Annotated in this window: 23 protein-coding genes and 1 tRNA gene; 8 read left to right on the forward strand and 16 right to left on the reverse strand. The window is 62.5% G+C overall.

The genetic code is table 11. The features are described from left to right. Positions 1–88 precede the first annotated feature (88 nt). Entirely contained in the window at positions 89–1366 is a 1278-nt protein-coding gene (gene gabT / locus ACF8SD_RS08525; RefSeq protein ID WP_029884784.1) for a 4-aminobutyrate--2-oxoglutarate transaminase, read from the reverse strand. A 182-nt stretch (positions 1367–1548) separates the two neighbouring features. Next, the gene (gabD, locus tag ACF8SD_RS08530) at positions 1549–2991 is read right to left on the reverse strand and encodes an NADP-dependent succinate-semialdehyde dehydrogenase (RefSeq protein ID WP_009682215.1); all 1443 of its coding nucleotides are present in this window, start codon (positions 2989–2991) and stop codon (positions 1549–1551) included. 315 nt (positions 2992–3306) lie between these two features. On the opposite strand from gabD, the gene ACF8SD_RS08535 reads away from it, so the two are divergent. From ACF8SD_RS08535 to ACF8SD_RS08545, 3 genes are all read left to right on the forward strand, one after another. Further along, positions 3307–3383: transfer RNA gene (locus tag ACF8SD_RS08535), tRNA-Arg, on the forward strand. Positions 3384–3545: 162 nt separating this feature from the next. Then, entirely contained in the window at positions 3546–5276 is a 1731-nt protein-coding gene (locus tag ACF8SD_RS08540) for a dipeptidase (protein ID WP_392484418.1), read from the forward strand. A 220-nt stretch (positions 5277–5496) separates the two neighbouring features. Next, complete coding sequence (locus tag ACF8SD_RS08545) at positions 5497–5934, forward strand: CBS domain-containing protein (RefSeq protein WP_009682213.1); 438 nt, start codon at positions 5497–5499, stop codon at positions 5932–5934. Positions 5935–5940: 6 nt separating this feature from the next. Here ACF8SD_RS08545 and ACF8SD_RS08550 read toward each other — a convergent pair whose 3' ends face one another. The 5 genes from ACF8SD_RS08550 to ACF8SD_RS08570 all read right to left on the reverse strand — a co-directional run bounded on the left by ACF8SD_RS08550 (position 5941) and on the right by ACF8SD_RS08570 (position 10305). Further along, the gene (locus ACF8SD_RS08550; RefSeq protein ID WP_173887195.1) at positions 5941–6579 is read right to left on the reverse strand and encodes an NADH:ubiquinone oxidoreductase subunit N; all 639 of its coding nucleotides are present in this window, start codon (positions 6577–6579) and stop codon (positions 5941–5943) included. A gap of 69 nt (positions 6580–6648) precedes the next feature. Beyond that, positions 6649–6891 (reverse strand): DUF2789 domain-containing protein, encoded by a 243-nt coding sequence (locus ACF8SD_RS08555; RefSeq protein ID WP_392484417.1) that lies wholly within the window; start codon positions 6889–6891, stop codon positions 6649–6651. 180 nt (positions 6892–7071) lie between these two features. Beyond that, entirely contained in the window at positions 7072–7704 is a 633-nt protein-coding gene (locus tag ACF8SD_RS08560; RefSeq protein ID WP_173887192.1) for a LysE family transporter, read from the reverse strand. Positions 7705–7807: 103 nt separating this feature from the next. Further along, positions 7808–8395, reverse strand: a complete 588-nt coding sequence (locus ACF8SD_RS08565; protein ID WP_182369191.1) for a mechanosensitive ion channel family protein — start codon at positions 8393–8395, stop codon at positions 7808–7810. Beyond that, positions 8395–10305 (reverse strand): ATP-binding cassette domain-containing protein, encoded by a 1911-nt coding sequence (locus ACF8SD_RS08570; RefSeq protein ID WP_173887188.1) that lies wholly within the window; start codon positions 10303–10305, stop codon positions 8395–8397. Before ACF8SD_RS08570 ends, ACF8SD_RS08565 begins: the two co-directional genes overlap by 1 nt. Positions 10306–10355: 50 nt before the next feature. Here ACF8SD_RS08570 and ACF8SD_RS08575 point away from each other — a divergent pair, with 50 nt between their 5' ends. Then, the gene (locus tag ACF8SD_RS08575) at positions 10356–10838 is read left to right on the forward strand and encodes a TIGR02444 family protein (protein ID WP_173887186.1); all 483 of its coding nucleotides are present in this window, start codon (positions 10356–10358) and stop codon (positions 10836–10838) included. On the opposite strand, the gene ACF8SD_RS08580 is transcribed toward ACF8SD_RS08575, so the two are convergent. Continuing rightward, complete coding sequence (locus ACF8SD_RS08580; protein ID WP_392484416.1) at positions 10814–11800, reverse strand: AlgP family protein; 987 nt, start codon at positions 11798–11800, stop codon at positions 10814–10816. The two genes, ACF8SD_RS08575 and ACF8SD_RS08580, sit on opposite strands and share 25 nt — an antisense overlap. A gap of 270 nt (positions 11801–12070) precedes the next feature. Here ACF8SD_RS08580 and ACF8SD_RS08585 point away from each other — a divergent pair, with 270 nt between their 5' ends. Continuing rightward, positions 12071–12709: an FKBP-type peptidyl-prolyl cis-trans isomerase gene (locus ACF8SD_RS08585; RefSeq protein WP_392484415.1), complete on the forward strand. Its 639-nt coding sequence runs from the start codon at positions 12071–12073 to the stop codon at positions 12707–12709. A gap of 9 nt (positions 12710–12718) precedes the next feature. Here ACF8SD_RS08585 and rsd read toward each other — a convergent pair whose 3' ends face one another. The 7 genes from rsd to ACF8SD_RS08620 all read right to left on the reverse strand — a co-directional run bounded on the left by rsd (position 12719) and on the right by ACF8SD_RS08620 (position 19175). After that, complete coding sequence (gene rsd / locus ACF8SD_RS08590; protein ID WP_173887181.1) at positions 12719–13189, reverse strand: sigma D regulator; 471 nt, start codon at positions 13187–13189, stop codon at positions 12719–12721. 229 nt (positions 13190–13418) lie between these two features. Continuing rightward, positions 13419–13925, reverse strand: a complete 507-nt coding sequence (locus tag ACF8SD_RS08595; RefSeq protein ID WP_173887180.1) for a disulfide bond formation protein B — start codon at positions 13923–13925, stop codon at positions 13419–13421. Between the two features lie 221 nt (positions 13926–14146). Next, positions 14147–15385 carry a heme biosynthesis HemY N-terminal domain-containing protein gene (locus tag ACF8SD_RS08600; protein WP_392484414.1) on the reverse strand — a complete coding sequence of 413 codons (1239 nt, stop codon included), beginning with the start codon at positions 15383–15385 and terminating at the stop codon, positions 14147–14149. Next, on the reverse strand, positions 15382–16482 hold the full coding sequence (locus tag ACF8SD_RS08605) for a uroporphyrinogen-III C-methyltransferase (protein WP_173887177.1): 1101 nt from the start codon (positions 16480–16482) through the stop codon (positions 15382–15384). Before ACF8SD_RS08605 ends, ACF8SD_RS08600 begins: the two co-directional genes overlap by 4 nt. A 45-nt stretch (positions 16483–16527) precedes the next feature. Continuing rightward, positions 16528–17295 carry a uroporphyrinogen-III synthase gene (locus ACF8SD_RS08610; RefSeq protein WP_392484413.1) on the reverse strand — a complete coding sequence of 256 codons (768 nt, stop codon included), beginning with the start codon at positions 17293–17295 and terminating at the stop codon, positions 16528–16530. Then, positions 17292–18233: a hydroxymethylbilane synthase gene (gene hemC, locus ACF8SD_RS08615; protein WP_392484412.1), complete on the reverse strand. Its 942-nt coding sequence runs from the start codon at positions 18231–18233 to the stop codon at positions 17292–17294. The genes ACF8SD_RS08610 and hemC overlap by 4 nt, the downstream gene beginning before the upstream one ends. A gap of 195 nt (positions 18234–18428) precedes the next feature. Continuing rightward, complete coding sequence (locus ACF8SD_RS08620) at positions 18429–19175, reverse strand: LytTR family DNA-binding domain-containing protein (RefSeq protein WP_173887171.1); 747 nt, start codon at positions 19173–19175, stop codon at positions 18429–18431. Between the two features lie 296 nt (positions 19176–19471). Between ACF8SD_RS08620 and argH the strand changes: the two genes are divergently transcribed. After that, positions 19472–20866 (forward strand): argininosuccinate lyase, encoded by a 1395-nt coding sequence (gene argH / locus ACF8SD_RS08625; RefSeq protein WP_173887170.1) that lies wholly within the window; start codon positions 19472–19474, stop codon positions 20864–20866. A gap of 89 nt (positions 20867–20955) precedes the next feature. Here the strand turns inward: argH and ACF8SD_RS08630 are convergent, their stop codons facing one another. Then, positions 20956–21618, reverse strand: a complete 663-nt coding sequence (locus tag ACF8SD_RS08630) for a glutathione S-transferase (RefSeq protein WP_392484411.1) — start codon at positions 21616–21618, stop codon at positions 20956–20958. Positions 21619–21767: 149 nt separating this feature from the next. Between ACF8SD_RS08630 and ACF8SD_RS08635 the strand changes: the two genes are divergently transcribed. Further along, entirely contained in the window at positions 21768–22070 is a 303-nt protein-coding gene (locus ACF8SD_RS08635; RefSeq protein ID WP_392484410.1) for a hypothetical protein, read from the forward strand. A 69-nt stretch (positions 22071–22139) separates the two neighbouring features. After that, entirely contained in the window at positions 22140–22385 is a 246-nt protein-coding gene (locus ACF8SD_RS08640) for a TIGR02647 family protein (protein WP_003255900.1), read from the forward strand. Positions 22386–22461: the final 76 nt, after the last annotated feature.

Raw genomic sequence — 22461 nt, forward strand, 5'->3', positions numbered from 1 at the left:
GGGCGCATCATCCAACAACCATAGCTGCCGACGCATCACCGGGCATAAAAAAACCCGCCGAGGCGGGTTTTTTCTGAAGCGCATCACATCAGGCAAGTTCAGCGAAGCACTCTTCGATGATGGCCAGGCCTTTGTCCAGCAGCGCGTCTTCAGCGGTCAGCGGAACCAGGATCCGCAGAACGTTGCCGTAGGTGCCGCAAGACAGCAGGATCAGGCCTTTTTCGCGGGCTTTGGCCACAACCTGGCCAACAGCCGCAGCGTCAGGGGTGTGGGTGCCTTTCTGGAAGACTTCGACGGCAATCATCGAACCCAGACCACGAACGTCGCCGATGATCGGGTGCTTCTTCTGGATTTCACGCAGGCCGGTGGTCAGGCGCTCACCCACTGCCTTGCTGCGGTCCAGCAGTTTCTCTTCTTCGAACACTTCGATCACGGCCAGGGCTGCGGCGCAAGCGATCGGCGAGCCGGCGTAGGTGCCGCCCAGGCCGCCCGGAGCGATAGCGTCCATGTACTCGGCCTTGCCGCATACACCGGCCAGCGGGAAGCCGCCGGCGATGGACTTGGCAAAGGTGGTCAGGTCAGGCGCAACGCCCATCTGCTCCATGGCGAAGAAGGTGCCGGTGCGGCCAGCGCCGGTCTGAACTTCGTCGGCGATCAGCAGGATACCGTGCTGGTCGCACAGGGCGCGCAGGCGCTTCATCAGCTCTTTAGGCGCTGGCAGGAAGCCGCCTTCGCCTTGTACAGGCTCCAGGATGATTGCAGCGATGTCGCGTGGCTCGGCGTCGTTCTTGAAGATGCGCTCGACCGAGGCGATGGCGTCGTCAACGCTCACACCGTGCAGCTCGCTCGGGAACAGGGCGCGGAAGATGCCGCCTGGCATCAGGCCCATGCCTGCGGAGTACGGCACGACCTTGCCGGTCAGGCCCAGGGTCATCATGGTGCGGCCGTGGTAGCCGCCGGTGAAGGCGATAACGCCGGCACGGCCAGTGGCGGCACGGGCGATCTTCACGGCGTTTTCAACGGCTTCGGAGCCGGTGGTGACCAGCAGGGTCTTCTTGTCGAAGTCGCCTGGGACCAGCTTGTTGATCTTTTCGCACAGCTCGACGTATGGCTCGTAGGCCAGCACCTGGAAGCAGGTGTGGCTGACCTTGGTCAGCTGCTCTTGCACGGCTGCAACCACTTTCGGGTGCAGGTGGCCGGTGTTCAGCACTGCGATGCCGCCGGCGAAGTCGATCAGTTCGCGGCCTTCAACGTCGATCACGGTCGAGTTCTTCGCGCTGTCGACGAAGATCGGGTGAATCTGGCCAACGCCACGCGGGACGGCAGCTACACGACGTTGCATCAAGGATTCGTTGGTCTTGCTCATAATGCCCTCATTGCGCCGACAGTAATGGCGCTTTTATTCGGGGGTGGCTGGGAGTGCTCCCGAACAGTATTCGTTGATCGACTGCCACAAGCGCCCTGGCCACCAGGTACTGCAATGTAAAAAAGGCCAGCGAGACGTCGCTCTCGCGCCCCGCTGGCAGAGGTAAAGCCGTTACCGTGCGATCAAACGCTGATGCACAGGTATTTGATTTCGAGGTAGTCCTCGATACCGTACTTGGAACCTTCGCGGCCCAGGCCAGAAGCCTTGATGCCACCGAATGGCGCCACTTCGTTGGAAATCAGGCCGGTGTTAATACCCACCATGCCGTACTCCAGGGCTTCGGCAACTCGGAACACACGGCTCATGTCGCGGGCGTAGAAGTACGAAGCCAAGCCGAATTCGGTGTCGTTGGACATGGCGATGACTTCGGCTTCGTCCTGGAAGCGGAACAGCGGCGCCAGTGGGCCGAAGGTCTCTTCCTTGGCGACAGCAGCAGTTTTCGGTACATCAACCAGGATGGTCGGCTCGAAGAAGTTGCCTTCGATCAGCTTGCCGCCGGACAGTACCTTGGCGCCTTTGGAAACGGCGTCTTCGATGTGCTCCTGAACCTTGGCGACAGCCTTGCCGTCGATCAGCGGGCCAGTGGTGGTGCCATCTTCCAGACCGTTACCGATCTTCAGCTTGGCCACCGCAGCCGCCAGCTTCTCGGCGAACGCGTCGTAGACGCCGTCCTGCACGTAGATACGGTTGGCGCAGACACAGGTCTGGCCGTTGTTACGGTACTTGGAGATGATCGCGCCCTCGACCGCCTTGTCCAGGTCGGCGTCGTCGAACACGATGAACGGGGCGTTGCCACCCAGCTCCAGGGAAACCTTCTTGATGTCCTTGGCGCATTCTTCCATCAGCTGGCGACCGATTTCGGTCGAGCCGGTGAAGGACAGCTTGCGTACCAGGGAGTTGCCGGTCAGTTCGCCGCCAACTTCACCAGCGCTGCCAGTAACCACGCTCAGCACGCCAGCCGGGATACCGGCACGGTGGGCCAGTTCGACCAGGGCCAGGGCGGAGTACGGGGTTTGCGAAGCAGGCTTGAGCACCATGGTGCAGCCAGCGGCCAGGGCCGGGCCGGCTTTACGGGTGATCATGGCAGCCGGGAAGTTCCACGGGGTGATCGCCGCAGTTACGCCGATTGGCTGTTTGATGACGATCAGACGCTTGTCTGGCTGGTGGCCAGGAATAGTGTCGCCATAAACACGCTTGGCTTCTTCGGCGAACCACTCGATGAACGAGGCGGCATAGGCGATCTCGCCCTTGGCTTCCGCCAGCGGCTTGCCTTGTTCGGTGGTCATCAGGCGAGCCAGGTCGTCCTGGTTCTCGATCATCAGTTCGAACCAGCGACGCAGCTTGGTCGAGCGCTCTTTGGCGGTCAGGGCACGCCAGGCCGGCAGGGCCTTGTCGGCAGCTTCGATGGCGCGGCGGGTTTCCGCGGTGCCCATCTTAGGCACGGTACCGATGACTTCACCGGTGGCCGGGTTGGTCACCTTGATGGTCTGGCCATTGTCCGCATCCAGCCACTCACCGTTGATGTAGGCTTGCTGGCGGAACAACTGAGCGTCTTTGAGCTGCATGTCGGCTTCCCGAATTGTTGATTGTTGAAAAGCGCCCAAGGCAGGGCATCGAGCGTTTGAAATCTCAAACGAATGCTAAGCGGCTGCTGGGGTGTTGGACAATAGGCTGTTCGAAAAAAAGAACGAATGGTTGAACAGCCGGGCGGAAAATTCATCATTTACGTACTGGCAACCGGCCCTTTCGCGGGCACGCCCGCTCCCACAAGGTCCCCACTGATATCAGCAGCGAACCGGCCGGACAGGCCACCGGGAAAAAAGGCTACAGATCAAGGCGATGGACGCGACCGGCGCAGATGGGTATCATGCGTGCGCGTTGCACTCGTAGCTCAGCTGGATAGAGTACTGCCCTCCGAAGGCAGGGGTCGTGGGTTCGAATCCCGCCGAGTGCGCCATATCGAAAAGCCCTGGGCCTGTGCCCGGGGCTTTTTCATTTGTGCGACATGTCGCGTTTCTGGCACTCCCGTGCCACTGGCCATTGGTGTTAGCGTGGGCGTCCTCCCGTTGCCTCGAACGGGTGCCCCATAACAATCCATGGCGAAGGAATGCGCGCAACCATGCACCTGAAAAAACTCACCGCCACTACCCTGCTGCTGGCCAGCATCGGCCTGTTCACCCAACCGGCCCAGGCCAACCTCACTCAGCAACAGGCCGCGGCAATCGTCAAAACCTTCGACGGCAGCGACCCGCGTGACTTCAAGCAGTTCCTCGGCAAGCTCAAAGGCAGTGACCTGGCCAAGGCCGATAACCTTGAGGCGACACTGCAGGCCTACCTGGCCGGCAAACCGCTGGCCGCCGGGCAACAGGACGAGATCAACCGCCTGCTTGGCCTGTATACCCGCATCAAGTACGGCAAGGCAGCCACTGAAACCCTGCGCGAACTGGTGGCTATTCCAACCTACAACGTCGAAGGTACGCCGCAGTACGAAAACCCGGCGTTCCTGAAAATCGCCGACAAGGTCAAAGCACTGGCCGACAGTTTCGGCCTGGCGTTCCGCAACATCGATAACCGGGTTTACGAAATTTCGCTCGGCAGCGGCAAGGAAGTGATCGGCATCCATGCCCACGCCGATGTGGTGCCGGTCAATCCGGACAACTGGAAGCTGGCCGACGGCACCCGCCTGGACCCGTTCAAGGTCACCCTGGTTGGCGACCGCATGTATGGCCGCGGCACCGAAGACGACAAAAACGGTATCGTTGTCGCGATGTACGCACTGAAAGTGGCGAAGGACGAGAACCTGCCACTGGCCCGCCAATTCAAGCTGCTGATCGACACGACGGAAGAAACCAGTGGGGATGCGATCCCCTATTACTTCGAGCGCAACCCCACGCCTGATTACAACCTGGCGCTGGATGGCGGCTACCCGGTGGTCATTGCCGAAAAAGGCTACGGTACGATCATGGCCAGCTTCAGCAAGCGCCCGGCCACGGGTGAAGGTGCTGAGGTCATCAACCTGACCGGCGGGCTGGCCACCAACCAGATCCCCACCACCTCGGTCGCAACCCTGGCCACCGACAACCCGGCAGCACTCGCCCAACAACTGCAGCAGGCCGGCGGCGCGTATGTAAAGCAGCACGGTGGTGACTTCAGCATCGACGCCAAGGCCGACGGCAAGCAGGTGGTGCTGACAGTAACCGGGGTTTCCGCGCATTCCTCGGAGCCGGAGTCCGGGGTAAACCCGGTTGCGCGCATGCTCGACTTCCTTGCTGGCCTGGCCCAGCAGGTACCGCTCAAGCACAACCAATTCACCGACGCCGCCCGCTACGCTGCGGACAACTGGGGCCTGGACTACCTGGGCAACAAGCTGGGCGTGGCCTTCAAAGACCCGTTCATGGGCCCGCTGACCGCGTCGTTGACCTACGTAGGGGTGGACGACAAAGGCTTGAAACTGGCGGTGAACCTGCGCATTCCCAAGGGCAAGCCGCTTGCCACGATCAAGGACGAACTGGCCACCAGACTGGACAAATGGACCCGGCAGAGCCGCACCTCGGTGGCCTTCGACTATAGCCTGGACGAACCGATGTATCGCAACCCCGAGGGCGAGTGGGTGAAGGCTCTGCTCGCGGTGGCCAGCGAGAACCTGGGCATGAAGCATGAGTTCGGCACCTCGGCGGGTGCCACGTCGGTACACGACCTGCCCAACGGCGTGCAGTTCGGCCTGGCCATGCCAGACGTGAAGTACACCGGGCACAACGACAACGAGTTCAAGACGGTAGAGCAGTTCATGCTGGACCTGCAGATCGTCAGCGAAATGGTCGCGCGGATCGGGCAAATGCCGAAGCTTTGATCGGCTGCACCGGTAAAGCCGCTCCCATAGGGTGCATCACAGGCTCTGAGGCCAATGACACACCTGTGGGAGCGGCTTTAGCCGCGAAGAGGCCCGCAAAGGCGAACACCGATGACGTTTTTCAATCGACTCCATGCCGTTTCCTGCATTGCCGTGCAGAGCGCCGTACCGGATGCTTTAGTTACACCGAGACAGCGCTTTTCCACCCGCAGAGGCCCGTATGAAGACCGTCGAACAAATCCTCAAGACCAAGTCCCAGCACCAGACCGTGTACACCATCGGCCCGGATGACTCGGTGCTCGACGCCCTGAAAATGCTGGCGGAGAAAAACATCGGTGCACTGCCGGTAGTCGAGGGCAAGCAGGTGGTGGGTATCGTCAGTGAGCGCGACTATGCACGCAAACTGGTGCTCAAGGGCCGCTCTTCTGCCGCCACCCCGGTACGGGAAATCATGAGTGCGCCGGTGGTCACGGTCGAGCCCAGGCAGAACCTCGAGTACTGCATGAACCTGATGACCGACCGCCACCTGCGCCACTTGCCGGTCGTGAGCAATGGCGAGCTGCTAGGGCTGTTGTCGATCGGCGACCTGGTGAAGGAAACCATTGCCGAGCAAGCCAGCCTGATCAAGCAGCTGGAGCAATACATACGCGGCGAATAAGCGCTTTCAGTGGTAGCCGCGCTCCAGTTCGTCCAGTTGGTGGTCAAAACTGCGCAGGCGCGCCGACCAGGTGTAGACCAGCACTTCGAGGTCGCGATTGAGCACAGCGGTATTGCCATGGCCGCTTTGCGTGGGTTCGCCCAGGTCCAGCTGGTAGCGCTCCCGGGCCATGGCCTGGGCCACGCTGGACAGGTCGCGGGCGTTGGCCAGCCAATGATGATGGTGGTCGTGGATCTCGCGGTCGAGCACCCGGCACTGGCGCTTCAGCGCATCAAGGCTTTGCTCCAGCGGGGTCCCTTTGAGTTCGCCCATGACCTCTTCGAAAGTACGACCCGAATGCCAGTAGCTGCCCCAGAAATAACGATCGAAGACCGTTTCCACGCGGCGTAGCGCAACTTTGGTGTTCCAGATGGTCAGCAACGTGCGCCCCTGGATCACCTCGCGCTTGTTCAGATGCAACTGTTGCCAGGCGATCCAGGCCAGCGCTACCACGGCGACCGCCACGGTGACCGCGGCGGCGGCGTAGAGGAACTGCACCGCTTGGTTCAGTTGATGCGCCTGCCTGATGCCGTAGAAGTAACTGGCCGTCAGAATGCCCAGGATGGAAACGGAGCACCAGAAACCTGATACGTAGGGATCTTTCATCGCGCTATCCCCCGATTGTTTTCCTGAGCATAGCAACGGCCATTCACTCGTCAGGTGCCGCTCGGCGCTTTATTTTTTCTGGGGGTGAAGCGCCTCGTTGAGTTGGTCGATCATCGGGATCCAGTCGTCATCGGCGATGTACTTTTCTTTCAGGAACGCGCGCTGCGAATCGCTCCAGAAAGGCGCATCGACCAGTTTCACACCGTCCGCGAGCGGTGAGTGTGTCGTGATGAAGCGGTCGATTTCGACCGGGTCGTCAGACAGCCCCAACTGTTTGAAGATCTCCGACAAAGGATGAATCGGCTTGTCCATATTTCCTCCTCGGTGCCGGGGCGCGCATGGAAGATGCCGGCCCGGCATGGGTTGAGAGCACCAGCTGCAGGTTTTGCTCCATGCTCATGTGAACCAGATGATTGTGATCATCCGCCCCCTGATAGACAGCACCCCGACGGACAAGACTCGATCGAACCTGCATTTATCCCAGCGCGCCTGTCAGATGGGTGCACGGCGCAAGGTTGCCAGGAACGTCGCTGCACCAATGAACAACCCGGCAAACGTGCGGTTCAAGCGCTTCTGCTGCTTGGGCGTACGCAGCAGGCGCAATACCCGCGCGGCCAAACCGGTGTAGCCCGCCATTACCAACAGGTCGACACTGACCATGGTCAGGGTGATTGCCACATACTGCGGCAGCAGCGGTGCATGCGGGTTGATGAACTGCGGCAGCACCGCAAGCATGAACACCAGCGCCTTGGGGTTGCTGACGTTGACCAGAAAACCGCGGAACATCAGGCTCAACGGCCTGCCGATGGGGCGAACGCCCGACTCATCGGTCATGTCCATCGGCAGCGCTCGCCATTGCTTGTACGCCAGGTAAACGAGGTAAGCGACGCCAAACCACTTGATGAACTGGAACGCCGTGGCCGAGGCGGCCAACACGGCGCCCACGCCGGCGGCGATAATGGCGATCTGCAAAATCAGGCCCAGCTGCAGGCCCAGGGCATTCCAGTAACCGCGCCAGAAGCCGTATTGCAGGCCACTGGACATCGAGGCAATCGCCCCGGCGCCAGGGGAAAGGCTGATCACCCAGCAGGCGGCAAAAAAGCCCAACCATACTTCCATCGACATCACACACCTCGCTCGCACTAATGTTGCAAAAGATTAAGCTAAGGTGTTGGTGAAAATATGACCAGCACATTTTGCAGAATTCAGCGTGCTTGTGCGGGCTGTGTCAGTCCGCCTCGAGCAACACGTCCTTGTGCATGGCCTGCACTTCGGCCCCGCGCCAGCGCCGCACCGACTTCTGGAAGAACTGGCTGTTCGGCACCTGCACCAATGCCCCGCCTGCCTCGGGCACTTCCAGCAGGGTAGTGAACAGCAGGTTGATGGCGATTACCCGCCCCTTTACGCCCGGTTTGTCGAGGGTGTCGACCAGCTCGACCACATCACCAATACGAAACGGCCCGACGGTGAAGATCAGCACCGCGCACAGCAGGTTGGACAGTACGCTCCACATGGCGAAGAACGCCACCGCCGCCACCGCCACGAAACCGGACAGGGCCGTCCACAGCACCGTTGCCGAAACCCCCAGGCGCTCCAGCACGAACAGCAGCGCGCTGCCCATGATCAACCAGCGCAGGCCACCGCGCACGGGCACGAGCAGTTCCGGTGGCAAGGGGTAGCGCTGGCCCAGGCGGCTCAGGCCACGGGCCACGATGCGCTGCAAGACAAAAGCCACCGCCAGGATAAGGAGGATCTGCAAGCCCAGCCAGAAGGTGTCCATCCACTGCCCAGGCAGCAACCCACGCAGCTCCTCCATCAGGACAGCGCCTCAAGCTCGGCTTGCATGCTTTCGAGGGTTTCCAGTGCCTCCATCCAGCCCTCTTCCAGCTCCCCTTCGCGTTGCTTGAGCTTGGTCTGGCGCGCCAGCAGGTCACGCAATTGGTCCTTGCGCGCCGCATCGTAAAGCCCAGCGTCGCCCAGCGCCGTCTCGATTTCGGCCAACTGCGCGTGCACCTGATTGAGCTCGGCTTCCAGCTTGTCAGCGGCCTTCTTGTGCGGGGCCAATTGCTGGCGCAAGGCCGCGGCGGCTTGGCGCTGGGCTTTCTTGTCGGTCTTGTCCGGGTTGACCGGCGCAGTACTGGCCGGCGCGCTGCGCTGGCGATACTCGACCAGCCAACGGCTGTAGTCGTCCAGGTCACCGTCGAAGGTGTCGACCTTGCCGTCAGCGACCAGCAGGAAGTCGTCGGTGGTGCTCTTGAGCAGGTGACGGTCGTGGGATACCACTACCACGGCGCCGGCGAACTCCTGCAAGGCCATGGTCAGCGCCAGGCGCATTTCCAGGTCGAGGTGGTTGGTGGGTTCGTCGAGCAGCAGCAGGTTCGGCCGTTCCCAGGCGATCAGCGCCAGTGCCAGCCGGGCCTTCTCGCCACCGGAGAAGTTCACCACCGGCTCATCGCACCGGGCGCCATGGAAATCGAAGCCACCCAGGAAGTCGCGCAGGGTCTGCTCGCGTTCGGCGGGGGCAATGCGCTGCAAGTGCAGCAGCGGGCTGGCCTTGTCGTCCAGCGAGTCCAGCTGGTGCTGGGCAAAATAACCCACGGCCAGGTTCTCGCCGCGGACCAGCCGGCCGGACAACGGCTCCAGCTCACCGGCAAGGTTCTTGATCAGCGTCGACTTGCCTGCGCCATTCGGGCCGAGCAGGCCGATACGCGCGCCCGGGGTGAGTTGCAGCTTGACCTTGTCGAGGATGGCTTTGTCGCCATACCCCAGGCGGCCTTCGGACATGCTCAACAGCGGGCTGGAAATTTTCTGCGACTCGCGGAAGACGAAGTCAAATGGCGAATCGACGTGCGCCGCCGACAGCTCCTCCATGCGCTCCAGGGCCTTGATCCGGCTCTGCGCCTGGCGCGCCTTGGTGGCCTGGGCCTTGAAGCGGGCGATGTACTTTTCCATGTGCGCGCGCTGCGCCTGCTGCTTCTCGTAGGCCTGTTGCTGTTGCGCCAGGCGTTCGGCACGGGTGCGCTCGAAGGCGGTATAGCCGCCCTTGTAGAGGTTCAGCTTGCGCTGCTCTACATGCAGCACATGGTCGACCACAGCATCGAGGAAGTCACGATCGTGGGAAATCAGCAGCAGCGTACCGGGGTAGCCCTTGAGCCAGTCTTCCAGCCACAGAATGGCGTCGAGGTCCAGGTGGTTGGTGGGCTCGTCGAGCAGCAGCAGGTCGGACGGGCACATCAGGGCCTGGGCCAGGTTGAGGCGCATACGCCAGCCGCCAGAGAAGTCACCGACACGGCGGTCCATCTGCTCGTTGGTAAAGCCAAGGCCGGCCAGCAGCTTGCGGGCGCGAGCGTCGGCGGTGTAGCCGTCAGCGCTTTCCAGCTCACTGTGCAGGCGCGCCAGGGCGGTGCCATCGTGCGCTTGCTCGGCAGCTGCCAATTCGGCCTGGACCTTGCGCAGGCGCACGTCACCGTCGAGCACATAGTCCACGGCCATGCGATCGAGGGTATCGACCTCCTGGCGCATGTGGGCAATGCGCCAGTCGCCGGGTAGCTGGCAGTCGCCGGCATCGGGCGACAGCTCACCGCGTAGCAAGGCGAACAGGCTGGATTTGCCGGCACCGTTGGCGCCGATAAGACCGGCCTTGTGACCGGCGTGCAGGGTCATCTCGGCGCCTTCTAGCAAGCGCTGCGGACCACGCTGTAAAGTGAGGTTGGATAGTCTGATCATGATGGTCGCGGAGTCTACCAGCTTCCTCGGCCCATAGCGCGAGTGGAACCATGCACACCGACCTGTGGAATCACGCCCTGGCCCTGTACGCCAGGCCTGGCGTAGAAGCCGCCTGCCTTGAACTGCAAACACTGGGTGGCGATGTCTGCCTGCTGCTGTGTGGCACGTGGTTGCAGGCGCGTGGGGTTGCCGTGACGGACCAGCGCGTGCAGGCATTGCAAGACATTGCCGAGCCCTGGCAACGGACAGTGGTCACCCCGCTACGCGACCTGCGCCAGCAATGGCGCGCGGCAGCACAGCTGGATAGCCGGCTGGCGCTTGTGCGCGAGCAAGTGAAAGAGTTGGAATTACAGGCAGAAAGCGCGTTGCTGGAACGCTTGCAAGAACGTGCCCAGCAGTGGCCCGCGGACTCTGCTGAGCCCACGGGCGACTGGCTGGCCCGGCTAGTGCCGGACCAGGGCCGACAACATGACGCGTTGCTGCAGCTACGTGCCGCAGCTGCAGCGTTTCAGGACGCCGAAGACGGTGCCTGAGCAGGCGTGCTGGCCGGCGCCGATGGCGCTACCGAAGTGGCCGAGTTGGCATCAGCGGCCGGAGTGCTGGGGGCAGGTGTAGCCGGTTTGGCAGCGGCTGGCTTGCTGGCGGCAGGCTTGGCAGCCGGTTTCGCTGCGGTACGTGCTGGCAACTTGGCTGCAGCTGGCTTGGTAGCAGGTTTGGTGGAAGCAGATGCTCTGGCTGCTGGCTTGGCCGCAGGTTTAGCGGCGGCTGTTGCTTTGGCGGCTGGCTTGGCTGCGGGTTTTGCGGCGGCGGTGGCCTTGGCGGCTGGCCTGGCCGCAGGTTTTGCGGCGGCAGTGGCCTTGGCGGCTGGCTTGGCTGCGGGTTTTGCGGAGGCAGTGGCCTTGGCGGCTGGCTTGGCCGCAGGTTTTGCGGCGGCAGTGGCCTTGGCAGCTGGCTTGGCCGCAGGTTTTGCGGCGGCCGTGGCCTTGGCGGCTGGCTTGGACGCAGGTTTTGCGGCGGCGGAGGCCTTGGCGGCTGGCTTGGACGCAGGTTTTGCGGCGGCGGAGGCTTTAGCTGCTGGCTTGGCCGTTTTGGCTGCACGCTGATCAAGGGCCTTGGTCGCGGCTTCACGCACTTTGCCTACACCTTGGGCCAACTTGATGCTGTCTTGGGCATCGCGTTTGAGTTGCTGAATGTAGGCGCGCGTCTGGGTTTGACGTTCCTTGAGGGAGTCCAGCAGTTCTTCAAGTTCAGCGCTGGCTTTTTGCGCTTTGGTCTGTGCCTTGGCTTTACCGGCCTTGGCTGCACCTTGCAGTTTCAAGCGAGCGTTGTGCAGTTTTTCCTGCGCTTTGCCACGCTGCTTTTCCAACTTTGCCAACAGTTTTTCCGCATCAGCCAGCGCTTGCGAGCAGGCTTCTTCCAAATGTTCGAGCAAGCTACCCGAAAGTTGCTGGAGCAGGTGTAACGGCGTACTTACTGGCTTCTTTTTGGCCGACATGGTTTACCTCCTGGCTGACGAGAGTGCGGCTCATACTATGCTTCTGCTGCTACCGCCGCTAGGGCATGTTGACCGTAATAGTTACGCCGCGTTGCATGCCTGGGCAACGTTGTAAGCTTGCAGCTGCGGGTAAGTGTAGATGCTGGATAAAGCCTTGCCGCGCCGCTGCCCTGTTGCGACTCAAAGCCACGCCCACGCAAAGCCGCGAAAAAGCCAATACACATATTCAACACTGGCATACTTCCACGCTCATTGGCGCAGGAACTGACCATGCCTCGATTTCTTGTTTTAGGTTTATGCCTGCTGGCGCCCCTCGCCCTGGCCGACAGTGATGAACACGATCTCGCCTACAGCCTTGGGGCCAGCCTGGGCGAGCGGCTGCGCCAGGACATGCCTGGCCTGCAACTGGATGCCTTGGTCGATGGCTTGCGCCAAGCCTACCAAGGGCAGCCGCTCAAGCTCGACAAGGCACGCATGCAGGCCGTGCTGCAACAGCATGATGCACAGGAAAGCGATGACCAGGCGCAGAAGCAGCAAGCCGCGGAAAAACGCTTCATGGCCAATGAGCGGGGGCGTTTTGGCGTGCATGAATTGCCGGAGGGCGTGCTTTACAACGAGCTGCAGGCAGGAAGTGGCGCGCAGCCGAAAGCCGGCGGCAAAGTGCAGGTACGCTACGTGGGCAGGTTGCCAGATGGTTCGGTGTTCGACCAGAACCAGACGCCACAGTGGTTCAGCCTGGGTTCGGTGATCGAAGGGTGGCAGGTAGCATTGCCGCAGATGCACGTTGGCGCCAAGTGGCGCCTTGTGATTCCATCCGCTCAAGCCTATGGGGCCGAGGGCGCAGGCGACTTGATTCCACCCTATACCCCCTTGGTGTTCGAAATCGAACTGCTGGGGGTTGGCGACTGACGCCAACCTTCAGGCCTGAACCGCGCCCTCTTCCTTGTGCGCGTTGTGCAGCACTTCGATCAGGCAGTCTTCCAGTTCGAAGCGCTCGTGCAGCAGGCCACCGAGCTTGCCCAGTTTTTCGGCAAAGCGCTCTGTGTCCTTGCACTCACCTTTCGCACAATGGTCGTTGAACGCCAACGCGAACTGCGTGATGTCATTGATGCGTGGGTTGATCTCTTCGGCCAGCTTCAGTGCCTTCTCGTCATCGAAATCCTTGGCTTCCCTGACCAGCTGCTCGCAGACCTCGAAGTGCCACGCCGAACAGTAGTCCACGAGCAGACCACAGAAATCCCCGTTCTTATCCTTGTCGGCGAAGGCCAGCTTGTAGTCGCGCAACGCGCGGAAAGACTTCACCAAGCTATGGCGCTCCTTCAGCCAACGATCAATAAGGGCGTGAACCCCACCCCAGCGTTCCTGAGCGTTCTGACAACTATCGAGCATGGCGATCTCTTCCCTTCTGGGTAAATGCCGCTGCACCTCGCGCTGCGAAGGCGCGCAAAAGGTGATATCAGCAGGACGACATCGAGCAGTTGTGTTTTGAGTATCCGTGCTGCGAGATTATTCCCCCACGTGTTGCCCTTCAAGGTACGCAGTGGACAAACTTCATACAAGTGTTTAATACCGTGTTACATGGCCATTGGTCATTCTGATGAACCAACCTTGCGCCAGGTCAAGCGCCTGCCAGCGTGCGGAAACGATACGCCAGCAGGCAACTCGCGGGCAGCGCCGCCAGCAGCAGGAAAGCCAACAGGCTCCACTCGGGGAGGGTCAGGTCGAGAAAACTCCAGCTCAGCGCGCTGCACTCCGGGCCGCCGAATAGCAGTTGCCGGGCCGCCTCCACCCAACCCTGCTCGAACACACGCCCGATCGGCAGCGGGCATGCATCGACAACCCTTTCAGCACCCTGCAGCCAGACCTGCCGCGCGGCCAGCACCGCACCGCCCAGCGAGCAGGCCAACGTCGCCCACGCGTATCGCCGCAGGCCTCGTGCACGCGGTGCCTGCAGCACGCTGGCCAGGCTCAGCAGGGCATACAGGGCTAGCAGCAACCGCTGGCTCAAGCGCAACGGGCATGGCACCAGCCCAAGCATGTTATCCAACTGGAAGGACGCAGCCAGCACTGCCAGTGCGGCCAGGCAAGCAGGAAGAAACAAGGTGCGCAAACGGGCCAGCAGCATGGGTGGTGAAGGTCCCGGGATGAGAGTGTGGCCTGGAACGGTAGAGGAAAGACAGGCTTTGTTTCAAGGCGCTACAGCAACGACAAGTCGCTGAAACGTGTAAGAAATTTCCGTCTATTCGATAGGAGGCGACTGAGGACTGGCAATGCAGATTCAGCATGCAACAGAAGATAAATCACCAGCCCCAAAAGCCCGCGCGTTGCCGCGGGCTTTGGGGTAGGTCAGGCGCGCACGCCTTCTGGCAGCGGCAACGCCAGCAGGCGTTCGTCGAGCAGGCCGAGGCCCTCCTGGAACAGTTGGTTGCTGCGCTCCGTCTCACCCAGGCCGGCGAGCAGGCGCGCCAGTTCGGCGCAGGCCTCGGGGTTGCGCTCCATGCGCAGGCTGCTTTCGAGGTAATCGCGCGCCTTGCCCCACAGACGGTTCTGCAGGCTGAGGCGGCCGAGGGTGAGCAACAAGCTGGCATCTTGCGGGTGGTCTTTGAGCCAGCCTTCGGCGGTTTGCAACTGGCGCACCGGGTCATCGCCACGCATCAGGCCATACAGGCGAGCCAGATGGCTTTCGTAGTTCCGCTTGAGGGCCGTGCGCAATGCCTGTTCGGCATCGCTCTCAGCGCCTGCCTGGCGTAGCTGTTCAGCGTAGGCCAAGACCAGTTGCGGCTCCTGGCGCTGGGCGGCCGTCAGTTGCTGCCAGGCACGCTCCAGGGCCTGCCGTGCACTTTGCGCGTCCTCGCCACGGGTTGTGGCCAGGCTCAGATTCTGGCCCCATGCCCGCTGCTCCAGGGCAGCAAGCTCCGTGGCCGGTAATACCTTGCCCTTGCGCAGGTCGGGCAACAGGCGAATCAGGGCGGACCAGTCGCCGCGCTCCAGGTACAGGCGCTGCAACAGCCGCAGGACCTGGCTGTTGTGCGGGTGGCGCTCCTGCATGGCCAGCAGGGTTTCCAGCGCCCCATCGCTTTCACCCCGGTCCATCTGCAGTTGGGCATGGGTCAAGGCAATGGCCAGTTCTGCCTGTGGCTGGCGCTCCAGGGCACGCTCCAGCAAGTTGTCGCTGTCTTGGCTGCGACCTTGCTCGTTGGCGGCACGCGCTGCACCGAGGTAGTACAGCAGGGGATGGCGCTCGGCCTCGGCGGCACGGTGCAAATGGCGCTGGGCGCTGGCCCAGCGCCCCTCGGCCAGGTCGAGCTGCCCTTGCTCGATTGCCAAGCGAATACGCCGGCGGCGGTTGCGCCGTGACCAAGGGTTGACCACGCCGCTGGAGGTCAGCAACAGCCCCACCAAGTAGCGCAGCAACCACAGCACCAGAACGACCGCCAGCAGCCCAACCAACGCCGCCCACAGCCCCGATTGATAACGGAAACCACCGTAGGAAACCAGCACGTAACCGCTGTGCTTGGCGACGGCGACACCCAGCGCAGCAGCGACCACGATGGCCAGTACGGCCAGCAGGTAGACTCGCTTCATGGCTTGCCCCCCTCGGCCTCAGCCGGCAGATGGCGGCGCTGAATGTAGGCCTGCACGGCTGCCAGGCTTTCACTGAGGTCAGGGGTGACCACCGACACTGGCTGCTCGGCCAAGGCATTCAGGCTGTCGAGCATGGCCTTGCTCTGCGGGTTGTCGGCATTGAAGTTGGCCAGCAGCACGCTGCGGGCATCATCCAGCGCCTGGGTATAGACCTTCGCGTCGCCATTGAGCGCTGCCCACTGGGCCTGCTCGATGGTCAGGCTCAATGCCAGGCGCAATTGGTTGAGTTGCTGCCCGGCCAGCAATGGGCGCACGTTTTCGTCGGCATTGAAGTCAACCTGGAAATACTTGGAGATTTCCGCCCACCACTGCGACAGGCGGCTGACACCGTCGCCATCGGCGGTCAAAGCGCCGAGGGCATCGGCATTGCTGTCGAACTCCGGCGACTGCGCGCTCAGTTGCTGGACCCGCTCACGCTGCGCAGCCAGCTTCAGGAACAGGCCCGTGCGGTCTGGTTGCTGGGTGCTGTTGAGCGTGGCCAGGCTGCGGTTGAGTTGCTCGCGGGCGGCAAAGGCACCTGGGTCGCTCTGCTCGCGCAGGATCTCGTCGGCACCTTCGACCAGGGCCTTGGCGCTGGTGATGTCCTGCAAGGCCGACAGGCGCAGGGTAGCCAGGCGCAGCAGGTGCTCGGCTTCTGCCAGGCGCCACTCCTTGCGGCTTTCGCCGAGCACGGTTTCCAGCCGCTGGCTGAGGCGCTGCTGGTCGCCCTGCAACTGCGCTACCAGCCGCCGGCGGTCTTCCAGTTCGCTGGCGGCTGGCAGGCTGGCCAGTTGCGCACTGATCTGCTGCTCACGCTGTTGCAAAGCCTCGGCGCGCTGGTTAAGCGCCTCGATGTGCTGGCCCTGGTCGAACTCGCTGCCTTGCAGTTGACGCACCTGCCAGGCACCCCAGCCACCTACCGCCACCCCGGCCGCGCCGAGCAGCAAGGCCAGGGCAGCAAGGCCATTGCCGGAGCGCTTGGCAGGCGGGGTGGTAACGGGATCCGCCGGCGTTTGCGCCGACGGCTGATCGTTATTGGACAAGACAGTCTCGCTCACGTATCCATCCTTTGCATGGGGGCGCATCGCGTTCAGCTTAGCGCCTTAAGAGGCAGGTGCAGCGCAAGACTGCACAGCTGCCAGCAAGGCCGTGGCACTGGCGCCACGGCAATCCACAACCTGTTGGGCCCCGGCGGCCCTGGCCTGCCCGGCTACCCGTGGGCTCGGCACGAACAACGGCAACCGGGCCAGGTGTGGCCAATCGGCGCCAGCCAGTTGCTGCAAATGTTCCAAACCCTGCCCACTGCTGACCACCAGGCCATTGAGGCGTTCCGCTTCGATGCGGCGCATCAGCGTGCCTGCGGGGTAAACCGGCAGGCAGCGACGATACAGTTCCAGATATTCGACACTAGCACCTTGCTCTGCAAGACGCTCTGCCAGCAGTTCGCGACCTCCAACGCCGCGAACGATCAACACACGCGCTGTTGGCACGGCAACCGCCTGGCGCAGTGCCGGCAGCATCAGCAGCGCTTCGCTGTCGTCGCCACGTGGCGGGCAACTCACCCTCAGACCCGCCTGCTGCAACACCGCGGCAGTGGCCTCGCCTACGGTGAACCAGCCTTGAACGGGCGGCTGCAGGCTGGCGTTGGCCAACTGTTCCAGCAACAGCCGTGCAGCTGGCTTGCTGACCACGATGATCGCCTGGAAGCCACTCAGGCCCTGCAGCAACGCGCGCTGCACCGCCTGGATTTGCACGGGTTCGATCTCCAGCAACGGCAGGCAGTGGCTGGCCACCCCCGCTACCGCCAGGCTTTGCGCCAGCGCCGCACAGTCCTCGGCAGGCCGGGTCAGCAACAGGCGCCATTGGCTCACGGATGGCCGGCCTCACCATAGACCTCTTTGAGGATGGCCTGAGCGCCCTGCCCCAGCAGATGTTCGGCGACCTCTATACCAAGGGCCTCGGCGATTGCCCGGGGGGCCCGGGCATCGGCCACCAGCAGGGTGCCACCACTCGGTTGGCCGACCAGGCCGCGCAACCACAGTTGGTCGCCTTCCAGCACCGCGTAGCAAGCGATCGGCACCTGACAGCCGCCATTCAGGCGTTTGTTCATGGCGCGCTCGGCCACCACCCGGTCAGCCGTGTCACGGTGGTGCAACGGCGCCAGCAAGGCATGAATCGCGTGGTCGGCGCTACGGCACTCGATGCCTACCGCCCCTTGGCCACCGGCAGGCAGGCTGTCGTCAACGCTGATGGTGGCGGTGATACGGTCTTCGAAACCGAGGCGGATCAAGCCGGCGGCCGCGAGGATGATGGCGTCGTATTCGCCGGCATCGAGCTTGGCCAGGCGGGTGTTGACGTTGCCGCGCAGGAAGCGGATCTGCAGGTCCGGGCGACGCGCGAGCAGTTGGGCCTGGCGGCGCAGGCTGGAGGTGCCCACCACGCTGCCGGCAGGCAGCGCTTCAAGGCTGGCAAAATGGTTGGAGACAAAGGCGTCGCGCGGGTCTTCCCGCTCGCAGATGCAGTACAGGCCCAGCCCCTCGGGGAAGTCCATGGGCACATCCTTCATCGAATGCACGGCGATGTCGGCCTCGTTGTCCAGCAGGGCGGTTTCCAGCTCCTTGACGAACAACCCCTTGCCACCGATTTTTGCCAGCGGCGCGTCGAGCAGCTTGTCCCCGCGGCTGACCATGGGCACCAGGGTCACCAGCAGACCAGGGTGGGCCTGCTCGAGGCGGGCTTTGACGTATTCGGCCTGCCACAGGGCCAAGGCACTTTTACGGGTGGCAATGCGGATTTCGCGAGTGGACATGAAACGCCCCGATCCAGAGAAATGCCATGGATCATAACAGCATCGCCGGTATCGCTTGCAGATGTGGATCAGCTAAGGGCCCCTTCAGGGCTGCCCTGCACCCACACGTTCCTCACAGCCGGTGGCACTGCACCCTGACAGTGGGGCTGACCTGCCGGCGCGCAAGGGCCCTGCTCTTGCCATGCAGGCAGCGTTTCAGAGGGCCTGCATCATCTTGCGCACACCGGCCACATGACGCCGGCTTACGGTAAGGGCATCGTCGCCGTTCAGGCCTTTGAGGAAAAGCTGGAAGTGCCCCAGGGGCGTACGCTGAAGGCGTTCGATGCGTTCCCGGGCAACCAGGGCGTTGCGGTGGATACGTACAAAGCGGTCGCCAAACTCGTCTTCCAGCGCCTTGAGCGGTTCGTCGAGCAGTACTTCCCCACCGTCGTGGCGCAAGGTCACGTACTTGTGGTCGGCGATGAAGTAGACCACGTTGTCCAACGGAATCAGCTCGATACCTTTGCGGGTGCGGGCGCTGATGTGACTGCGCTGCCCCCCGCCTTCATTGGCTGGCCGCGTCAGCGCCGCCAGTTGCGCCCGGTTGGGTTTATCGGCCTTGCGCAGTGCATCCCGCAGCGCCTGAGGGTGAACAGGTTTGGCGACATGGCTGAGGGTACTGTCCTTGAATGCCTCGGCACCGTATTGGCCTTCCTCGGTGCAAAACACCACCGCCGGCGGCGCCTCGCGCTCGCACAGGCGGGCCGCAACCTGCAAGCCGTCCAGGCCTGGCATGTCGATGTCCAACAGCACCACGTCGGGCTTGAGGCTGTCGATCAGGGTCAGGGCCTCATCCCCATTGGTAGCGCTGGGCTCCAACACGGTGTAACCCTCCAGTTCGCCGAGCAGCCGGCTAAGGCGGTCACGGTATTGGGGTTCGTCATCAACGATCAGGACATTCATAATTGCGCTGGATTCCTGAATGAGTCTCGCACAGGTATAGCGTAGACAGGTGTGGTTCGAGCGACACTGCGGTCACGCTCTAGACCGGTGCGATGGCCAAAGATTCACTCGGCCGGCAGATTCACTGCCAGTCTTCTGTCCAACTGTAGACGGTCCGTGGAACACTGCCGTTCATTCCTTCAAATGATTCACTGCCATTTTCCGGGCATTTCTGTCGACCGGCGCCCTGCGGCAGCCGTCCCAACCCTGTTATTATCGGCGCCACTTTTTCGTTCACGCCTGCAATGAGTGAATCCATGAGCACCGACAAGACCAATCAGTCCTGGGGCGGCCGCTTCAGTGAGCCCGTCGACGCCTTCGTCGCCCGCTTCACCGCCTCGGTCGATTTCGACAAGCGCCTGTACCGCCACGACATCATGGGTTCGATCGCCCATGCCAGCATGCTGGCGCAAGTCGGCGTGCTCAGTGATGCCGAGCGCGACACCATCATCGATGGCCTGAAAACCATCCAGGCCGAGATCGAGGCCGGCAACTTCGACTGGCGCGTCGACCTTGAAGACGTGCACATGAACATTGAGGCACGCCTGACCGACCGCATCGGCATCACCGGCAAGAAGCTGCACACCGGCCGTAGCCGCAACGACCAGGTGGCAACCGATATCCGCCTGTGGCTGCGCGATGAAATCGACCTGATCCTGGCCGAAATCACCCGCCTGCAGCAGGGCCTGCTGGAGCAGGCCGAGCGCGAAGCCGAAACCATCATGCCGGGCTTCACCCACTTGCAGACCGCGCAGCCGGTCACCTTCGGCCACCACCTGCTGGCCTGGTTCGAAATGCTCAGCCGCGACTACGAGCGCCTGGTCGATTGCCGCAAGCGCACCAACCGCATGCCGCTGGGCAGCGCCGCACTGGCCGGTACCACCTACCCGATCGACCGCGAACTGACCTGCAAGCTGCTGGGCTTCGAGGCCGTGGGCGGCAACTCGCTGGACGGCGTTTCGGACCGCGACTTCGCCATCGAATTCTGCGCCGCAGCCAGCGTGGCGATGATGCACCTCTCGCGCTTCTCCGAAGAGCTGGTGCTGTGGACCAGCGCGCAGTTCCAGTTCATCGACCTGCCGGACCGCTTCTGCACCGGCAGCTCGATCATGCCGCAGAAAAAGAACCCGGATGTACCCGAGCTGGTACGTGGCAAGACCGGCCGCGTGTTCGGCGCCTTGACCGGCCTGCTGACCCTGATGAAAGGCCAGCCGCTGGCCTACAACAAGGACAACCAGGAAGACAAGGAGCCGCTGTTCGACGCTGCCGATACCCTGCGCGACTCGCTGCGTGCCTTTGCCGACATGATCCCGGCGATCAAGCCCAAGCACGCAATCATGCGTGAAGCGGCGCTGCGTGGCTTCTCCACGGCTACCGACCTGGCCGACTACCTGGTACGCCGTGGCCTGCCGTTCCGCGACTGCCACGAAATCGTTGGCCATGCCGTAAAGTATGGGGTGGACACCGGCAAGGACCTGGCCGAGATGAGCCTGGACGAACTGCGCCAGTTCAGCGACCAGATCGAGCAGGATGTGTTTGCCGTACTGACCCTGGAAGGGTCGGTGAATGCGCGTGACCATATTGGTGGTACGGCGCCGGCGCAGGTGCGGGCTGCCGTTGTTCGTGGCAAAGCCCTGTTGGCGTCTCGCTAAGCCTCAAGGCGAGGGCTTCGCCCTCGCTCGCGGGCACGCCCGCTCCCACAGTGGGAGCGGGCGTGCCCGCGAAGGGCTCAACACCAGCCTCAGCGTTTCCCGCTGCGAACCATCTCCATGAAGGCCGGCATCGCTGCCTCCTTGTCTGCCACGATCCGCGCCATGTGCGGGTTCTCACCCATCAGTTGCAGCAACGCCTTGGCTTGCGGAAAGTCCGCCAGCAGGTCGATGTTCAGCACCTTCTTGCCCACCGCATAAGCCAGATCGACCGAGAAGCAGAACATCAGGTCTGCCAGCGTCAGCTGCTCACCCGCTACATACGGCGCAAAGCGCCCGTTACGCTTGAGCGTGGCGAAGCCGGCCAGCAGGTCGGTACGTGCCTTATCCTTGACCAGTGGCTCTACCGCCATGCCAAAGAAGGACTCGGCGTAGCAGGTACGGGCAGGCAGCTCGATGTACAGTTCAATTTCCTTGAGCAACTCGCGTACCTTGGCCTGCTGGAACGGGTCGGCCGGCAGCAGCGCCGTGCCGCCCTGAGTCTGCTCGATGTAGTCGAGGATCACGCTGGTTTCGCTGATAAAGCCGTGTTCGGTTTCCAGCACCGGCACCTTGCCCCGCGGGCTCACTTCCAGCGCCTTTGGCGCCTGGCCGCCGTAGAAGGTGACCTCTTCAAAAGGGAGGCCTTTTTCCAGCAGCGCCAGCTTGACCATGTTGTAGTAGTTGCTGACCGAGAATCCATGAAGCTTGAGCATGAGGTAACAGCCTCCGGGCCGTAAGGGGTTTGGCTCGGCTTTTATAGACCGTAAGCCTGTTCCTGACCAGCGTCATGCACCTCGTCAATGCCCGGGCATTGCCGCTACAGGCGTGGCACACTGTGCATCCCACCACAGGAGTACCGCCAATGAGCGAGCCCACCGACCTCGACAATGACGACGACGAAGCCTTCGCCGAGGCAACGCTGACCCAAGCCATCGAAAACCAGATCGAAAGCGGCGAGCCGCCGGCGGCCAAGGCCACTTTCAACAAGCTGACCCTGGTTGGTTGGGAACGTGAAGACATTCTCAACCGGATGGCCCATGTGCTGGCCTACGAGATTGACAACATGCTGGCAGAAGACCGCTCCTTCAACGGCGAGTGGTATGAAAATGCCCTGCGTGCGCTGCCCGAGCTGCCACCTGAGATGGATCAAGGCGAGTACGAATAACCCGGCTACACTCGAAGATCAGGCACCGTAGAAAGTGCCGTAATCCTCGTCTGGAAGTCAGGAGTTACCATGCCTTTTACCCCCGATCTTATCGATGAAATGGAAGTACTCGCGCTGTTCAAGCACGACAGCAGCCAGGAAGGCATCAAGATAACCAGCACTGCATCCCCCGCTCTGATCGCCGCTGCGCAGCGCCTGCATGAAAAGGGGCTGACCGATCAACCGGATGGCGGCTACCTGACCAGCCTGGGTCATGACGCGGTTGAAAGTGTGCAGTTGCTGCAGAATATCCTCAAGGCGCCGCAGCCTGCCTGATCCGATAACGCAAGGGGCTGCGCTGCAGCCCATCGCCGGCAAGCCAGCTCCCACAGATACTGCATATGGCTTGATC

It is taken from the genome of Pseudomonas sp. CJQ_9 (genome assembly GCF_043106615.1).
Lineage (GTDB): Bacteria > Pseudomonadota > Gammaproteobacteria > Pseudomonadales > Pseudomonadaceae > Aquipseudomonas > Aquipseudomonas juntendi.

Excerpts from the sequence above, each read along its gene's own strand:
- gabT (WP_029884784.1), bottom strand. The coding sequence starts at position 1,366 with ATGAGCAAGACCAACGAATCCTTGATGCAACGTCGTGTAGCTGCCGTC.
- gabD (WP_009682215.1), bottom strand. The coding sequence starts at position 2,991 with ATGCAGCTCAAAGACGCTCAGTTGTTCCGCCAGCAAGCCTACATCAAC.
- ACF8SD_RS08540 (WP_392484418.1), top strand. The coding sequence starts at position 3,546 with ATGCACCTGAAAAAACTCACCGCCACTACCCTGCTGCTGGCCAGCATC.
- ACF8SD_RS08545 (WP_009682213.1), top strand. The coding sequence starts at position 5,497 with ATGAAGACCGTCGAACAAATCCTCAAGACCAAGTCCCAGCACCAGACC.
- ACF8SD_RS08550 (WP_173887195.1), bottom strand. The coding sequence starts at position 6,579 with ATGAAAGATCCCTACGTATCAGGTTTCTGGTGCTCCGTTTCCATCCTG.
- ACF8SD_RS08555 (WP_392484417.1), bottom strand. The coding sequence starts at position 6,891 with ATGGACAAGCCGATTCATCCTTTGTCGGAGATCTTCAAACAGTTGGGG.
- ACF8SD_RS08560 (WP_173887192.1), bottom strand. The coding sequence starts at position 7,704 with ATGTCGATGGAAGTATGGTTGGGCTTTTTTGCCGCCTGCTGGGTGATC.
- ACF8SD_RS08565 (WP_182369191.1), bottom strand. The coding sequence starts at position 8,395 with ATGGAGGAGCTGCGTGGGTTGCTGCCTGGGCAGTGGATGGACACCTTC.
- ACF8SD_RS08570 (WP_173887188.1), bottom strand. The coding sequence starts at position 10,305 with ATGATCAGACTATCCAACCTCACTTTACAGCGTGGTCCGCAGCGCTTG.
- ACF8SD_RS08575 (WP_173887186.1), top strand. The coding sequence starts at position 10,356 with ATGCACACCGACCTGTGGAATCACGCCCTGGCCCTGTACGCCAGGCCT.
- ACF8SD_RS08580 (WP_392484416.1), bottom strand. The coding sequence starts at position 11,800 with ATGTCGGCCAAAAAGAAGCCAGTAAGTACGCCGTTACACCTGCTCCAG.
- ACF8SD_RS08585 (WP_392484415.1), top strand. The coding sequence starts at position 12,071 with ATGCCTCGATTTCTTGTTTTAGGTTTATGCCTGCTGGCGCCCCTCGCC.
- rsd (WP_173887181.1), bottom strand. The coding sequence starts at position 13,189 with ATGCTCGATAGTTGTCAGAACGCTCAGGAACGCTGGGGTGGGGTTCAC.
- ACF8SD_RS08595 (WP_173887180.1), bottom strand. The coding sequence starts at position 13,925 with ATGCTGCTGGCCCGTTTGCGCACCTTGTTTCTTCCTGCTTGCCTGGCC.
- ACF8SD_RS08600 (WP_392484414.1), bottom strand. The coding sequence starts at position 15,385 with ATGAAGCGAGTCTACCTGCTGGCCGTACTGGCCATCGTGGTCGCTGCT.
- hemC (WP_392484412.1), bottom strand. The coding sequence starts at position 18,233 with ATGTCCACTCGCGAAATCCGCATTGCCACCCGTAAAAGTGCCTTGGCC.
- ACF8SD_RS08620 (WP_173887171.1), bottom strand. The coding sequence starts at position 19,175 with ATGAATGTCCTGATCGTTGATGACGAACCCCAATACCGTGACCGCCTT.
- argH (WP_173887170.1), top strand. The coding sequence starts at position 19,472 with ATGAGCACCGACAAGACCAATCAGTCCTGGGGCGGCCGCTTCAGTGAG.
- ACF8SD_RS08630 (WP_392484411.1), bottom strand. The coding sequence starts at position 21,618 with ATGCTCAAGCTTCATGGATTCTCGGTCAGCAACTACTACAACATGGTC.
- ACF8SD_RS08635 (WP_392484410.1), top strand. The coding sequence starts at position 21,768 with ATGAGCGAGCCCACCGACCTCGACAATGACGACGACGAAGCCTTCGCC.
- ACF8SD_RS08640 (WP_003255900.1), top strand. The coding sequence starts at position 22,140 with ATGCCTTTTACCCCCGATCTTATCGATGAAATGGAAGTACTCGCGCTG.